Source organism: Thalassobacterium sedimentorum, from assembly GCF_031127905.1.
Taxonomy (GTDB): Bacteria; Verrucomicrobiota; Verrucomicrobiia; order Opitutales; family Coraliomargaritaceae; genus Thalassobacterium; species Thalassobacterium sedimentorum.
Map to the genome: position 1 here is coordinate 1 of NZ_JARXIC010000053.1, position 15,754 is coordinate 15,754.

At 49.0% G+C, this 15,754-nt stretch carries 11 protein-coding genes; 2 read left to right on the forward strand and 9 right to left on the reverse strand.

Annotation, left to right across the window (positions count from 1 at the left end; genetic code table 11):
- Positions 1–41: 41 nt before the first annotated feature.
- Together QEH59_RS17320 and QEH59_RS17325 are read right to left on the reverse strand one after the other, a co-directional pair.
- Entirely contained in the window at positions 42–449 is a 408-nt protein-coding gene (locus QEH59_RS17320; RefSeq protein WP_308986643.1) for a response regulator, read from the reverse strand.
- A gap of 54 nt (positions 450–503) precedes the next feature.
- Positions 504–1,403: a hypothetical protein gene (locus tag QEH59_RS17325; RefSeq protein ID WP_308986644.1), complete on the reverse strand. Its 900-nt coding sequence runs from the start codon at positions 1,401–1,403 to the stop codon at positions 504–506.
- A 371-nt stretch (positions 1,404–1,774) separates the two neighbouring features.
- Here QEH59_RS17325 and QEH59_RS17330 point away from each other — a divergent pair, with 371 nt between their 5' ends.
- Together QEH59_RS17330 and QEH59_RS17335 are read left to right on the forward strand one after the other, a co-directional pair.
- Positions 1,775–5,611, forward strand: coding sequence for an ATP-binding protein (locus tag QEH59_RS17330; RefSeq protein WP_308986645.1), 3,837 nt, complete (start codon positions 1,775–1,777; stop codon positions 5,609–5,611).
- Positions 5,612–5,825: 214 nt separating this feature from the next.
- Entirely contained in the window at positions 5,826–8,366 is a 2,541-nt protein-coding gene (locus QEH59_RS17335; protein WP_308986646.1) for a TonB-dependent receptor domain-containing protein, read from the forward strand.
- Between the two features lie 34 nt (positions 8,367–8,400).
- On the opposite strand, the gene QEH59_RS17340 is transcribed toward QEH59_RS17335, so the two are convergent.
- From QEH59_RS17340 to QEH59_RS17370, 7 genes are all read right to left on the reverse strand, one after another.
- Entirely contained in the window at positions 8,401–9,048 is a 648-nt protein-coding gene (locus QEH59_RS17340; protein ID WP_308986647.1) for a hypothetical protein, read from the reverse strand.
- A gap of 14 nt (positions 9,049–9,062) precedes the next feature.
- Positions 9,063–9,743 (reverse strand): hypothetical protein, encoded by a 681-nt coding sequence (locus QEH59_RS17345; RefSeq protein WP_308986648.1) that lies wholly within the window; start codon positions 9,741–9,743, stop codon positions 9,063–9,065.
- On the reverse strand, positions 9,715–11,211 hold the full coding sequence (locus tag QEH59_RS17350; protein ID WP_308986649.1) for a hypothetical protein: 1,497 nt from the start codon (positions 11,209–11,211) through the stop codon (positions 9,715–9,717). The genes QEH59_RS17345 and QEH59_RS17350 overlap by 29 nt, the downstream gene beginning before the upstream one ends.
- A 194-nt stretch (positions 11,212–11,405) precedes the next feature.
- A complete protein-coding gene (locus QEH59_RS17355; protein ID WP_308986650.1) occupies positions 11,406–12,188 on the reverse strand; it encodes a hypothetical protein in 783 nt (260 codons plus the stop codon).
- Between the two features lie 41 nt (positions 12,189–12,229).
- Positions 12,230–12,916, reverse strand: coding sequence for a DUF1573 domain-containing protein (locus QEH59_RS17360; RefSeq protein ID WP_308986651.1), 687 nt, complete (start codon positions 12,914–12,916; stop codon positions 12,230–12,232).
- Positions 12,917–13,206: 290 nt separating this feature from the next.
- Positions 13,207–15,138 (reverse strand): hypothetical protein, encoded by a 1,932-nt coding sequence (locus QEH59_RS17365; protein ID WP_308986652.1) that lies wholly within the window; start codon positions 15,136–15,138, stop codon positions 13,207–13,209.
- Positions 15,139–15,205: 67 nt separating this feature from the next.
- Positions 15,206–15,598, reverse strand: a complete 393-nt coding sequence (locus QEH59_RS17370; protein ID WP_308986653.1) for a hypothetical protein — start codon at positions 15,596–15,598, stop codon at positions 15,206–15,208.
- Between the last annotated feature and the right edge of the window lie 156 nt (positions 15,599–15,754).

The window sequence follows — 15,754 nt, forward strand, 5'->3', positions numbered from 1 at the left end:
TTAGACATAGGGAGCTGAGCCTGACCGCTCGGCTCCCACCTTTAACTCTCGAAAACCTTAAAATACACACGCGCCGCGTAGCGGCTTTGTTCAACAGTCCGAATCGCCTCTAACAATACGAACTCAGACATACCAGGTTTATCTATATAACCAAAAATCCCACTTCGACTCACTTCTTTTACAGTGTAATCGTCACACTCACTTGATAATACAATGATCTTTTGCCCTCGATCATGCTCTAAAATTCTACGAGCGAGCTTTAACCCGTCCAGTTTGGGTATGATCAAATCAATCATTATGAACGTATATTCATCCCCTAGAAAGAGCTGCCAAGCCTCATCGCCATCTGACGCCTGAGCAATTTCGTCAAAATCAAACTCGCGCTTCAACAAGCTAGACAATAAGTCGCGCGTAAGCCCTTCATCTTCAACAACCAAAGCTTTCATCATCTTGTTTCATTAAAACAAGCATTAACAACGACAGGCCTCCAGACTAAAAGCAGCTTACCAAAAGAAATAATCATCCGAGTCACTCAAATACTCTCGGCTCGGTGCTTCGATGACTGTACGCCAAACGCTTGCATATCGATCCCAGGGCCCATTGACTGCGGCATCAAACAGTAAATTCATTTTAGGAGCTCCAACTTTTCTCATCGAGGCGAGCCGCTTCATAAAGCGATGCCTGCCCGCCTCCGATGCAAAAAAGACAATACGACGTTCAAAGACGTCACCCGTACATGGATTGCATCGATAGTCAGCCATCTTTTCAGGACTCAATACCTGCAGCAACTGCATCGTTCGATCCAGCTCAACAAGCGCACGTTGAATCGCATGCGACTCGTTGCTGCCAGCACCGAAGGCGTAGGCGTATCGGCCTTCGACTTCAGTCCAAAGAAGTGCCACCTCATGTCGGCTAAAGGGGTTTTCTAGATTAATCGCAGTCACGCCAGCGAGAGGGTCAGGTAAACTTCGATGTCCCAGCAATTCTTCCCACCAAGAAATCAGGCAATGCCGCTCAATAGATTCACGAAATGCGGCGGCACGTGCTTGACGCTTGAATAGCCCAGGAAAGGCCGCAAACCCATTAGAACTGCTGTCTAGGTCCATTCCTCCGGCATCGTCTACCTCAGAACCGCGACAATGATACACCGCCCACCGTTCAAGTGCCTCAGAAATCGCCATGTGACAGGCAACTTGCTGCGTTTCATGAGCTCCCGCTCCATCTGGTTGCTCTGACACTCGATTCTGAGAAAATTCTATGGGCACAAGTTCTTCGCGAAGATAAGCCACCGCCTGCACCCGGGGCTTCCCCCAAATCTGACCGACAGTGTGCTCAAGGCGATCAATGGGACCGCCCTGCGCTCGCATTACCTGAGCGTATCGTATGGGGGCTAAACTCAACATAATGGCAAATATAATAAAGCATCTGAGCCTACACGTGCAAACGTCTAGACTCAGACACTGATTTGATCTTTACCTCAATAGAGCTAGACACTCACTCCTTCTACAGTAGGCAAACATGTTGGCATGGCAGCATTCACAGACTTTTGCTCAACAGAACGATTGACCGCAGAGTCAATACGTGTTGCTAGCTTGCTTAGCCCCAAGTTTAAACAGAGAGTGCTTAATAATGATTTCATATTGTTTTAATCCTTTCAGTTATACCCTCATTGTGAGAGCACTGCACTTATGCCTCATTATTTGAGATAAACAAACCACACCACTAGTCCAGTTAGACTACAGTCAAGAAGTAACCCTAATTTTCAAATCGAAAAATGACAACTGTCTCGAATAGTGAGTTTTATAAGTGGATTATCATCCTTACGCTGATCGCGATTCATTGCCTTCAAGTATTAAAAGCTCAAACAACCAGTCTATTCATCGAAGAATTCACTAACGATGACCACGGAGGCGGCTCAATTTCCAGCGATATCCTACAAGTTCCTTCAGGCACAATCTTTCTAATCAACGAAGCAGGACTATTAAAATACGATGGAGAAAAATGGAGCGGGATGCCCGCAACTGGCTATGCCTCATTAATTACGTCCGCCACAATAGATACGAAGGATAGAATTTGGATCGCTGGCATCGGTTCCATCGGCTACTACGACTCCGAGGATAACAACACATACCAATTCATCGATCTCACTGAATCACTACGTTCGCTGCCAGAAAATCGAAACCTAGGCACGTTTTGGAAAATTAAACACTTCCAAGACTGCATCTTTCTAATTACATCAAATTATGTTCTACAATGGGAGAATGAAAAGTGGAAGACTTGGGCATTTCTAGACGAGAGACGAATTCTACCAAGCTGGCACGACAATGAGCTCTACATTCATGACCGTGGAAAAGGGCTATACAGGTTTAGTGAAAATGATTTTGAACTAATAGTGTCAGACACGCCCGAAATTGCCTCCGGCATAATAAATATCATCGATCATACCGAAAGGGGACTTCTATGCGTTACTGTATCCAATGGCCTATTCTGGCTTAAGGACCAACATCTGACTCGAAGCCAGTATGATATACATCAAACCAAAATTACACACGCGGTAAGGCTCAAAAATGGAGATCTTGCAATCGGAACGATTGCCCAAGGACTTAAACTCCTAGATCAAACGGGGGCAGTCACAAATCAAGTCGCTGTCAATCCAAAGCCCATCTATAAAACTTTCGAGAGTCGCGATGGCAGTATCTGGGTGGTGGGAGTCGACAAAGTGTATCAAATAAAAAATAGGTTCCTCACATTCATAAATGAGGGAACACAAGACATCCTCAGTGCTCACAATCAAATCTACTACACAACTGGACACAAATTAAAATCAATACCACGTAAGAACCAAAACCAATGGCCTGCACTGAGAGTGCTCGATGAGGCCGCATCACTGTGGGACATCGAACGCGTGAATGAAGATTTGGTTTATGGCACAACATCCGCACTAAGAAGCCTCAATAGCCAAAGTTCCAAGTCTTCAACACCAAGCGCCAGGGCAATCACATCAATATTCCCGAGTAAACTAACCCCTGACTCAATCTACACAGCAGACGTTCCTAAAGTCAGTATCTGGAAGAAAATAAATGAGAGCTGGAAAATGCTGGATACTCTCCAAAATTTCAATTCTGGAGCGGCTTCTCTCATCGAGCTATCCGACTCTAGATTGATGATTTCAGATTCTAAGGGATCAGTGTATATAGCCAATTCACCGAACCGATACTCAAGCAATAGCGAATGGAAAGTGTTGTATCCCCTAGGAGCTGAGCACGGACTATCAGATGGATTCATCTGGGCCCATTGCCTGAGCATTCAAGACACAGTGATCGTCATATCCGACCAAGGGCTCTACTGCTACGACAATGACACGCAAATGTTTCATTACGTCCCAGTACTGGGTAACAACCTAGGTTCCGACGCTTACGGACTAGAATCTTGCCCCCTTGCAGATGGCTCAGGCTGGGCATTGCGATTGGAAACATACAACAGCCAAGGGAAAAAGAAAAACCGAGTCGGGAGACTTATTCTAGACGCGAAAGGCAAGCTCCGATGGGAACCATGGAACTTACCCTCGCTCAATCAGGCTGGGAAGGTCGAAGCACTCCTACACCAAGAGACAGACGGCACTGAAGTGCTTTGGGTGGGAGGCAGCCAGAGTCTATTACGCTATGACCTCTCCGCCCTGTCACGGATTCAACTGTTGCCGACTGTCATCACCACAATCCGTGAACGCTCGAAATCAAAAACATACTTTGGAGGCGCAGGCTCGGTTAACGAGTCCTACGAATGGGAGTATCCACAACAGTCGCTGCGAATCGAATACGCGAGCCCGCCATCCACAATTGCGGTTGATGGCTACCAAACAAGGCTGATTGGGTTTAACGAAAAGTGGTCTGAGTTCAGCCAAGAAACTTTCAGCGATTTCACTAACCTACATGAGGGCAGCTACAGATTTGAGGTCAGGGCGATCGATGAATTCGGGCGAAATGGCACAATAAGCAGTTTCGGTTTCTTGATACATCCGCCATGGTATCGAACAACTTACGCCTACGCAGCCGGATGCGTTACGCTCGCGTTCTCTGTATGGTATTTGATTAGACTCCGAAATCAGCATCTGACCCAGCGAAATGAGGAACTAGAAGAACTAATCAACGAGCGTACGTGTAAAATTGAGAGCCAAAAGCTGGAGCTAGAGCAATCCTACCGGACAAAGCAGAACTTTCTAGCCAGCATGAGCCATGAGATTCGGAATCCGCTCAATGGCATTTTAGGCATCGTACGCCTCATGCACGAGAATGAATCACAGCTTGGAAATAAATCCAAGGAAGTAACTCATTTATATACCAGCACTAGCCACCTCCACCAGTTGCTGGGACAAACACTGGATTATTCGAGCCTAGAATCCGGCAAGCTTCGCGCACGAATTGAAACCATTGAAGTCTACAAACTACTCGACGATGTAGTCGATATGCATCGCAGTATGGCCTACTCAAAGGGCTTAAGCCTGGTCAGCGAGACCCCCGATCGCCCTTGCTACTGCAAAGGCGACCCCGTGCTGCTCAGACAGATACTGGCCAATCTGGTATCGAACGCTCTTAAATATACGGACAAGGGATCGGTCAGCCTGAAACTGAGCCATCAAAAAGATGAGGACACAGTCTTAGCGACATTCGAAGTCACAGACACTGGCCCAGGTATTCCAGAGGATAAGCGTTCATACATATTCGAAGAGTTCACTCGCCTATCGCGTCCTGGTGAGAGTAGCATCCCTGGCACAGGATTAGGACTAGCCATTGCCTCGGAGATGGCGAAACTAATGGGTGGCACTCTTAATCTCGACCCAAGTTACACAACGGGAGCACGCTTCCTACTCAAGATTTCGCTGGAGCTAGATCACTATGCAGCAGTCACCTCAAAGCGCATAAATACAAATCCCAAGCTACTCGATGGACAGAGCGCTCTTGTCGCAGACGATCTGGACTTTAATCGCTATCTCCACTCGGAGATTCTCAAGAGGATGGGCGCGAAAGCCCATACAGTCAGCAATGGCCAAGAGGCCTTGCTACATCTTAGTGAGTGTCAATGCGAACTTGCGCTACTCGATGTCAACATGCCAGGATTGACTGGTATGGACGTCGTCCGACAGTATTTGGCGGACCAACCCGACAATCCGCCAAAATTGATTGCACTTAGCGCATACAACACCCCCGAAATGGAGCAAAAATGCCTTGATGCAGGATTCGACCATTTCCTGGAAAAACCACTAGAGCCTTCGAAACTGATCTGCCTGCTAGGTCATCATCGTATTTTTGAATCAAATGCACCATCCAGCATGCTGGACTACATTGCCAACGGAGACTCAACCGTAATGGCGGAACTCGAAACCAATTACAATCAAAGCGTTAAAGAGGGGCTTCAAGAACTTCAACAAGCATGGAACTGTAAAGACATCCCCAGGCTACCAGACATCATCCATAAGCTCATCGGGCTGACATCCATCCGAAAAGACGTGGAATTAACAGACAAACTCTACCGGCTGTCCAATGCAGTCAAACAAACAGCTCCGGAGGCAGATATCAAAGCGGCCATTCACGAAGTGCTTGACCAGATTCACTGAAAAACGATCAAGCTAACTAGCTAAAATTAACTGTTTGCTTAATGCCTGCTTCACCTCTTTCTATCTAGCTCTGAAACGAATTTAGACCTAGACCCATGGCTTTCGCACTCCCCTGTCGCTCTTATACATTGCCATTCCCAATAGCCTTGCTGTCGCCGTAGATACGGACGAACGAATACTGAAACTCCCGACGCTCACTGTCACGGGCAGCCATTTGGATATCCACAATCAGGCCATTCCACACACGACAGTTGATTCGAGCGAGCTAGAGCTTTGGGGCGATCCCACACCAGCGCAGGCGATCCGCGACCTGCCCTATTCATTTGGATTCGCAAATAACGAGAACGAAAGCAACAGCGGCTCGGGTTCCGCCGATGCCAACATCCACGGCTTAGGCAACCTGTCCACTTTGACGCTAATAGACGGGCGCCGTGCAGGTGGCAACAGCTCACGCGGCTTCGAACACGGCGGATTTGCCGACCTCAACCTGATCCCGAGCGTGGCCATTCGTGAAATCCAGATTATGGCCGACGGCACTTCCGTGCCCTACGGCTCGGACGCCGTGGCTGGCACAGTCAATATTCTTCTGCATGATTCGTGGACCGAGAGCAAAATCGAAACTCTCTACAGTGATACCAGCGAGGGGGACGCCTCCGAGAAGCAGGTCGCTTTCATCACCGGACAGGCTATCGGAGAGCATACGCACTTCGTTCTCGCCGGAAGCTGGTATCAACGCAACGCGATCTATGCCCGTGATCGCGGCATATCAGATAACGCAGACCGGCGTGCCCAAGGCGGGCAAAATCAAGGTAGCCCGACGTTCCCAGGGCGTATCCAATACGCAGGCACGGAATATATCCTCAAAGACGGAGTCAGCGCCCCCGTCAGCATCAATGATTATCGCGTATTCGACAGCTCTGAAGATCTCTACAATTTCAGCGCCAGCGCCCCATCAATCCCAGAGATAGAGCGTAAAAACGTCATGGCGCAGATCAGCCACCAAATCAACCCCGCCATAGAAGTCTGGAGCGAACTACTCTTCACACGCTCCCAATTCAACAACGGCCTCGCACCAGCACCTTGGTCCAGTTCCGCCTACAACCCCGGCATTCTGGACGCGGCGAAAAACAGCCCCTATCGCCCTGCCGACATAGACCCTAATAATCTGTCGCAGCTCAACTACCGCAGTTTCGAGCTCGGTAACCTGGAATACAAACAAGCGAAAGACGCCTTTCGCGGACTACTCGGATTGCGTGGCGATATCGAAGAATGGAATTGGGAAACTGCCCTACTCTACATCCGAACCGAGCAAGATGACCATTATTCAGGGATCGCAGACAGCGACACCGTCATTAGCACGATCAACGATGGCTCCTTTAACCCCTTTGCCAATGCCTTCGCGACAGGCACTGGCTACGACAACGCAACCGCGCTCCAAGCCGCCGAGCGCCACCCCGTCAACGAATTTGATGAGACGTTCTGGACCTACGATATTAAGCTGACTGGCAGCCCATTTGAACTGGATGCCGGCCTGATTGATGTCGCGACCGGCTTGGAATTTCGATCCGAAGAGATCCAAGTCGCCATTGACGATCTCTTTGAAAGCGGCAACAACCTCGGCGGCATACAGGCCGCTTCATTCGGAGCCGAGCGTGAAGTCGCCGCACTCTACCTAGAATCGAATATTCCGCTCGTTCAGCAAGGCTCGCACTCGCTCGATCTACAATTGTCAGGGCGCTACGAAGCTTACCACGACCAATCGACCTCTGCGGGCGCACCAGCCAACCAGTATGAAGCTTTTGTTTATAAAAGTAGCCTGTTCTATGAACCTAATAGCGCCCTCAGTTTCTATCTCTCATATGGCACCTCCTTCCGAGCGCCGACTTTGACCGAAAGCGATGGAGGCGATCAATTGGCCTCATATATTTACGACGACCCGACCGGACAGACGCCCGCAGCGACACGTGTCTACACCTTCATCAGCGGGAACCCAGATCTAGAACCCGAAACATCGGAAAGCGTCCACCTCGGATTCGCCTACCAGCCACATCCAGGTCGAGGTTGGAAACTGAACCTGAACTATTATCATCTCCGCACCGAAGATTCCATCGTCAACAGTGGGCAAGACGTCGTGAATCAAAACGCCGGAGGCGCCCTGCGCGACGGCAACGGTAAGCTTTTCCTAGTTTACGCAAACTGGTTCAATGCCGCAGAGGTCAAGACTGACGGCATCGACTTGACAGTCAGCTATACCCACCCCACGACGACAGGTTTACTCAAGGCTGAGTTGGGCGTGAACCACGTGTTCAATTACGACATCAAGACCACATCCAACTCCCCTTACGTCTCTTATCTAGGACGCCTGGTCGACCCACGAGCATCCAACGAGAACATCGCCGGCCCCGGATCAATACCTGAATACAAGGGCTACGCACGCTTCACTTGGGCACACCAGCAACTGACCGTAGCCGCGACAATCAACTATATCCACTCACTCGACGACAATTCTTCATTCACCTCCAACAATACAAGCCGGAAGATCGACGCTTGGTCTTCGCTCGACCTCGCCGCTCAATACGCCTGGAGTTCAGATTCCCCTTGGCTGCTCAAAGATAGCACATTGACTATCGGAATCGAGAACGTCACCGACGAAGCCCCTCCCTTCGCCGCCGGCGCTTTTGCAGACGGTTATGATGCCTCGCTCTACTCAGCGGAAGGCAGACGCTTTATGATCTCTCTTAGCCGCCGCTTTTAGCAATCGTCAGAGCAAGACATAAATATCGCTACCATCACCCATCTAGGTAGTATTCTGCTAATAAAAGAATGAATTTGTCTAAAGCCTCACCATCTAATATAAACTCTTTTGTGTAAAAATAGATCCCAGCGTCTTCTGAAACATTTGATATGACTAAAAGGTCTTTAAATCCGAACTGCAGTTCTATGGATTGTATTGTTTCAAGTTTAAGCTTAGGCGAATCATGAATAAACCCCACTAATGACTGCTTAAACCATTCTAGGTGAGGACATAGAAAAATCCTGTCTTTCGCTGTATCAACTAGGCTGACGCCAAATGCACTCTGATCGAAGGTATCAACAATTCCATTTTCGTCGACGCTCGCTCCAGTGGGCAAAAATGTGGTGGTACTAAACCATCGAGCGCGATCACGCTTTCCCTCATCGTTTAGATATCTTATTTTAAATCGAATCGAAACATCACGCCAAAGTGATTCAACTCGCCACGTAAGCTGGCTTGAATCTGTTGATGTAATAACCAAAGAAGGACAACCACTTTTTGCTTCTTCCGCCAGACCTTCGAATTCGATACTTAAACTGTATCTGTTAATATAATCTGCTAGAATATCTTCAGTCGTTTCAGAATATGCCGTAGCAACGAAAAATATCCCGACCAGCATCAACTTCTTTACTATAAAATTCATAAGCACCACACTCCTTAATCGCAAGTCTTAGACCTGTCTGGTTCAGTCTCTCCTCCAACACGTGAATGATACTGAGCGTGAATGAGATTGTGCTCAGCAATTATCACTTGCTCAAACGCATCCCAGAGAACGTCAAACTTACTCTCCGCGTCATCTTCAGCTTCTGCTGGAGTATCTCCTACGCTGCTACCAATAAGTCCATAACTATCCAATAGATGCTGCGCCCGACCTTTCGCCGGAGCCTCTACTAAAAGTGATTCTGACGTCCAATCATCATTCGCATCCCTGTGCCCAAACTCATGCTCTCTGACTAACGCAGCATGGTCAGACCAGGCTTGCAACTCACTTTGACACGAATGATTTGCCCAAGTGTGCAACCAAAATGATTGAGTCCCGAGCGCTATTGTTACGTTAGAAGAACCATACAAAAGACTTACCCGATGGCAATATTCCCCATCGTCGTTTGGCCCACCAGTGGGTACACTGATTTCACTATCATAAGAAACTGTACGAGTGGGGTTATGTATGCCCCAAGAATTATCCATTCCCGAATGCGGCTGGACAACAGCAATCGTATCGCCATCGGCTGCAAAATAATGCGTTGGCGTTGAAAACAATCCGGCTGATTGCTGGAAAATTACAGCAAGATAAAAAAGCGTAAGCTTTCTAGTCATTGAATGATATTTGATTTTCATGATTATTAATGAGGTATACTTTCTGATTACTTGCACTGTCTTCGATGATCTGGATGGAAACATTGTTCGTAATTCGAGTAGTCAAAGTTTTTGTTGCCGACAGCTTTTCTATGATTAGCGAGCTTCCTAGGTTTTCACTCTGTAGATACGAGACAACTCCATTTATCTTCGTTCTGTTCAAGGCTCCATCCTTTGCATATTCATGGACTATCATTTTGCCTGTCTTATCAATTTCCCTGAGCAACTTACCATCTGGCCGATAAGTCATCATCTTGACCATCTCCCATTTTCCGTCGACCTGCTCTTCGATGCGCCTCAACTTACCGTAAGCAGCCCCGTTAGCCATGATCCATGTTCGACGGGTTAATTTTCCATCTGGCTCGGTAAATGTTTCCAGTCCTTTTGGCCAATCGCGCGACCACATCTCAGGCTTGCCGCCTGAGTTAGGCTGACGTTCGATTTTGACTAATCGAGGCGACACCCGCGGCTGACCTTTCTCCGCTTCAACGAACGGATTATAGGCATCATTTTGCACCGTGTATACTCCGCCAGAGTCAGCCACTATCAACCCGCTTTGCGCCTCATAGGATAACCAGCTTTCACGCCCAGAGTCCTCCAATGTCAATCGGTTCACTGCGAGACGTTGCCCTTTGGCGACAGCACGCGTCACAGTATCATCTTTGGTATAGCTGTAGCGTTCACCATCGGCTTCGCTACCTAAGCGGAGGAGAAAACTCACCCGGTAGTTACGGTAATTGACCTTGCCGTCCGGAACCGTCCAATCACCTTCACCCATCTGCACTTCGGTCGATTGCTCACCGACAACCAACTCCTGCACATCCGATCCCGAGTAGCGGACTTCCATTACCGTGCGCTGGGTGTCACGGTCGAACACGCGGCGTAGGTTGCCGCGTCCGCCATATACCACGGCGTAAGTCGGAGTGCCTTTCCCGTAGCAAAACTCAAAGAGCTGTCCATCCCGATATTCGAACATCTGCTCAGGGTCTTTGACCGACATGATCCGAATGGAGCCACGGCGTTCATGTTCAACTGCCACCCAATCCGTCTTTTGGCTGACGTAGCCATTCTCATCACGGCGAACCTCGGCCTGACTGTCGGCGACAAAGAAACGCCGGTATTCGTCGGGCGACTCCCAGACCAAAACACCCCGCCGGGAACGGTAAGCCGTCGAGTCGAACAGTGGCAGGCTCCACCCTGGCCCCAACAACCCGGGTTCAATCGAAGGGTCACTGCTGAAGACGAGCGACACTGGCAGTGATCGGCTTTCGCCTAGCGGAAAGCTGCCGAGTTCTTTGACGATACGCGCATAGCCGAACTGGTTGGCATTACCCAAAACATTGGGACGCGAGCCGAGCAACAAGCCTTGCGCTCCCACAATCACCGCACCGCTAGTAGCGGCGAGTAGAGCAAGCAATGCGCTCTTCAGTAAACTGGAAAGTCGAGACATGTTTAAAAGTTCAAATACTCGAACTAGTCAATGATCTCACTCGACATTGAATCGCAATCACAAGGACGACTTGGGTCGCTCGAGTCACAGGGCGGCGTGCAAGTTGTCGCCAGTGCGGAACTGCCGAAGAGAACGAGACCTACAAAGAGAGTGAGGAATGTGCGGAAACGTGTTTTCATAATTTGTTGGTTTGGTTATTGATGGTGAAGTTTCTGCCACTGAGGAAGCAGGTCGGAATTTGGTAGCCAAGATAAGAGCCCTGGCTGAAAGCTTGAATCGTCGGCTGTTTGGACTTGCTCAGTATCAACATCGACGAACGGTTCAGAAGTAACGAAGTTGGAGTTCATGATTTGTGAGAAATATGCGCGAACAAAGGTCTCGAACGCCCCTTTACGATGATGACCTGTCTCGGCAATACTAACCCACGTCCAAGGCTTCCCCAGCTCTCGACCTTTATAGAAATAACTGAAACTGGGAAACCAGCGTGCGCTATCCAATTCACCGCAGGCGACTATACCGGGAGGCGACGTTTCAGAAGCGAGCGGATCATCCCAGAATTGCGCTGAATAGGCCGCCCAGGTGAGCACACGCTCAGGCACCCATTCAACAAACCGACTTGTGAAATGCGCGCCTCCGGAGAAACCGTAGATCAGAATCGGTAAATCCCTACCGTAAGTCGAATCAATCGCATCAAGCAGTGCCGTGCCTGAACCTTGCTCTGGCCAGTAGTAACCTGCTTGCTCGACACCATACATGCGTTCGGGATCGGATGAAAAATTGACTGCGATGATTCCCAATCCATGATCCTCCGCGAACGTGACCCAAGGCTCCTCAGATAGAAAATGCGCACCGTCGGAGTTCATACCAGGGCAAAGCACTAGAACCGCGACCTCATCGCCACGAGCATCCCTAGCGTGCCAGTCATACACATCCTCAGCAAATGTCTGAACCACCGAGCCAATTAGTAGCAGAAACATAAGGTTAAATTTGAAGAGGCGTCTCATAGAAAAAAGAGAGTTTAACGAACAATGGCGTGAGCAAAAAATGTAGACACCTTTTTCGGGCTGTCCTCTTGAGCGACTTGGACACGGATCAAAGACCGCCCCTGCGAATCAAGACTCTTCGGCATCACAGACGCCAGATACTCGCCGCTGGCACTGGAAGACGAGCGCTCAATCGTGAAAGATGAGTCATCCGTTTCGATTGAGAGAATTTTTACACCTAGCTCTTTATTAGGAATTATGCTCAAAGTTTTCGCCTCAGTGTCTGCACCGACACGCCAGAGGAGCAGGCCTGGCTTCATTGTGATCATTTGAGGAATCGCCAAGGATAAACCTAGCTCGATAACAGGTTGCCCTAAATCTTCAGTAAGCACCGAAATTGAATTCTGCTGCAAGCCCTTACGATCACCCACAGAAAATGTCCCTTTGATCACTCCCGACTCACCCGCCGCGTAGACCTTCTTATCGAGTTTAGCTGTCGTGCAACCACAGCTTGTCTTGATCTTGCTGATCTCCACTGCTGAGCCCCCCTCATTCTTGAAAGCAAACTCGAAAGGGTAGCTTTTCGAATCCGGCGAGACCGTGTCTTCGATCACCGTCCTCTCAAACTTGAGTTCTGCCTGAGCGGGATTCACCCCGAACAGCGCTGCTACCAGCAGCGGATATAGAAATGCATTTTTGATTATTTTATCTAATTGGCTCATTGCGTCGTCCATCCAACGGCAACAAACAATAGACTAAGCATTGTGAGCCAAATCTTTTAACTAGTCTATTCAGACTAGTCATCTGTCATTCTTACGAGCTTCGTCGGCTCGACGAGTTCGTAGATTTCTTCAGATGAAGAGGCATACGAACTCATCGAAAGTAGACTAAGCAAGATACCACTAAGGAACGCTTTATGATTATAGGAAATCATCAAATCGAATCTTTATTTTTAGCGTTAGCTGATAGCTTGGTTGTCTCGAACGAAAGATAAAACATCAGCACACTTGAATTACACTTCGGCCTCAGACGGTTCAATCGCTACGTCCTGCCCTGAAAGGTCACTCCTATCCTCCAGGATAGCATTCACGGATTCCTGAATGCCCTCCTCGACAAAGAAGCTAGCGGGATACAACTTCTGGGCTTCCAGATAAGCGAACAGTGCTTGACCGAAGTCTTCCTTCTTGCGCGCTTGCTCGGCCTTGGCGATGACGGAGGCGAACTGAGCCGCTTTCACGGCATAGTCACCACGCAGGCGATTGAGTTCCTGATCTTCGGGGTATTCGCGATAGACGCGCTCCAGGACCTCCCAGGCTCCAAAGGTATTTTGTATCCGTGAGAGCTCCTGAGCCTGAGCCATTGCTGATTCAATCACTTCCATCCGCTTCATAATATCAAGAAACTCCACGTTACGCCCCTCATCCATGGCAAGCGCAGCCGCGAAGCGAAAGCGGTCGTTGAATATCGCCCTGTAATCGTCCTGTTTGATGAAGCGGTCAAAATCCAGCGCGGCCATGTCTTTAATATCGGTCTTTTCCAGCAGTTTGTTTGAGAACTCCTGAATTCCAGGATTAGTCGGCCAGTATTTTACGGCTTCTTCCAATCCTGCTTCGATGCCGCTGCGGTCTTGCTCGTAAGCGGCACTCAGTGCGCGCTGTATGGCGAGATTACTCAGTTGCTTCGAAGTCTGAATAAAGGCGTCCGCCTTGCCCCCGTCAAAATCTTGGACGTAGCCTTCAATCTCTTCCAGTTTCTTTTCGGCACGGTCAAAGCTCTTCACTTCCAAGGAACTGGCCAAGCTCGTCAAGTCGCGGATGTAACCAGCAATCTTGCGCTTCTTATCCAGTGGGTAACGTTTAATGGCAGGCAGGTATTCACCGAGATAGAAAGCCTCCATCAGGCGCTTTGTCGCATTGTGAATTTCACCTTGCTCCAGCAGGAAATTGATGGTGTCCAGACTGCTTTCTACGTCGGAAACAGCTTCTTTCGAAAGGGCATCCAGTGTTGAGGTGGTGATCTTCACGTCCAAGTCTCCAAAGACCTGCCCTTTCAATGCATCCGCACCTTCGAGTGCATTGTCTTCGGCATTAAACATGTAACGATAGAAATCATTGGCGATTAATGCGTGCTGAAATCGACGCTGAACGAAGAATTGCACGATCAAGCTCTGATATTCCAGTTTCTGAGTGATTCTAGAAGCCGCTTCATAACTTTCATTCTCTTCGATTTTTTCTTCGATCTGTTCCAACCGCTTCCTCTCTGGCTCACTCAAATGATCCATAGAGGGAGGTGGAGCGGCATCTTGGTTTCCAGTACCTCGCGTAAGCCGAATAAACTCGTTACGGTCTTGATCCGCAATCGAACGGATCTTCGACTCACGGTACTGACGATCCGTCTCTAAACGCTCGGTTTGTAAACCAAGAGCGGCGACTTTATTATTGGTCTGCCAAAAACTGACAATCCTGTCTGCAAGAATTTCACTCAGCCCCGCATCCATCGGAAACTCAGACGCGCGGTAAAGCATACGCCAAGCTTCACTCACGCGTTGCGTATCCGTGCCGCCCCCTTTACCGATCAATCGATGGGAGATTTCCGTCAACAAGGTATCATAGGTGAGGTCCTCTTCTGATGTCGAAGGCGGAGAGTTCAGATATTTTTCAAATCGCGCCTGCGCCATTTCCGCATCCCCGAGATTGAATTGCTTGCCTCGCCAATCCATTGCGCCACTCCCGAGATTGAACGAATCCAGAGTGCTTTGCACACCGGCGGAGTCATCTCTCGACGATGTAGATGACTGCCGTGGTTCGGATGCGGGCGCAGGTGCTGACGATGGAGTGGCTTCGACTGGAGTTTCGGAGTCTTGCGCACTCAGCGTGACGACAGAAGTTGCCAGCAGTAGCCAAGCGTAGCGGTGTGTAAAATGCCCTAGGGGTGCTTTAGCCACTGTTCCGAAGCTCCTTACGCCTAAAGATATACGGTGGCTAAAGCACACCGCTACGTTCTGAAATAGTTTACAGTTTTTCATATTCTTCAACGTTAAGGATTCCATCACCGTCAACCCGGAGCGAGAAACGATAGACCTGCCCAGGGTTCGGGCTAAAATTGTCATGCTCCGCAGCAACATAGAGCGGCACGGGGGACTCATCATCCACAGCTTGCGTCAAGATAATGCGCCCTACCCCTTCTTCAAATCCGAGCTGACGATCAATGCGCCCCTCGAATTCGTAGCGGTTACCCGAAAAGTTTTTCGGAGTTTGCGCGAAGTCGGCCACAGGCAGCGGAGCATGTGTGCCGCCCCCGACACTACGCAAGGCTACGATGCCGATCAAAGCCATCACTGCAATCACAGCGACTACGCCCATCCAGAGCAAGGGACTCCTGCCAGATTTTGAGTTAGTTTTCATATTCAATATTAATTTTTTTAGTTATAGATTGATCCGTTTTCAGTTCTGTTTCGTAGGGGCTTCACTTGTGACAATGCCATTGCATATTAAAAATATGATAAGCCAGCAACAATATCTGTACTTTGAATGAAAAGGATCTAATAAGTTTTGGATGGC

Bases quoted from the DNA above. Each gene is read 5' to 3' on its own strand.
- QEH59_RS17355 (WP_308986650.1), bottom strand. From the start codon at position 12,188: ATGTTTCTGCTACTAATTGGCTCGGTGGTTCAGACATTTGCTGAGGAT.
- QEH59_RS17320 (WP_308986643.1), bottom strand. From the start codon at position 449: ATGATGAAAGCTTTGGTTGTTGAAGATGAAGGGCTTACGCGCGACTTA.
- QEH59_RS17330 (WP_308986645.1), top strand. From the start codon at position 1,775: ATGACAACTGTCTCGAATAGTGAGTTTTATAAGTGGATTATCATCCTT.
- QEH59_RS17345 (WP_308986648.1), bottom strand. From the start codon at position 9,743: ATGAAAATCAAATATCATTCAATGACTAGAAAGCTTACGCTTTTTTAT.
- QEH59_RS17350 (WP_308986649.1), bottom strand. From the start codon at position 11,211: ATGTCTCGACTTTCCAGTTTACTGAAGAGCGCATTGCTTGCTCTACTC.
- QEH59_RS17340 (WP_308986647.1), bottom strand. From the start codon at position 9,048: ATGAATTTTATAGTAAAGAAGTTGATGCTGGTCGGGATATTTTTCGTT.
- QEH59_RS17325 (WP_308986644.1), bottom strand. From the start codon at position 1,403: ATGTTGAGTTTAGCCCCCATACGATACGCTCAGGTAATGCGAGCGCAG.
- QEH59_RS17370 (WP_308986653.1), bottom strand. From the start codon at position 15,598: ATGAAAACTAACTCAAAATCTGGCAGGAGTCCCTTGCTCTGGATGGGC.
- QEH59_RS17360 (WP_308986651.1), bottom strand. From the start codon at position 12,916: ATGAGCCAATTAGATAAAATAATCAAAAATGCATTTCTATATCCGCTG.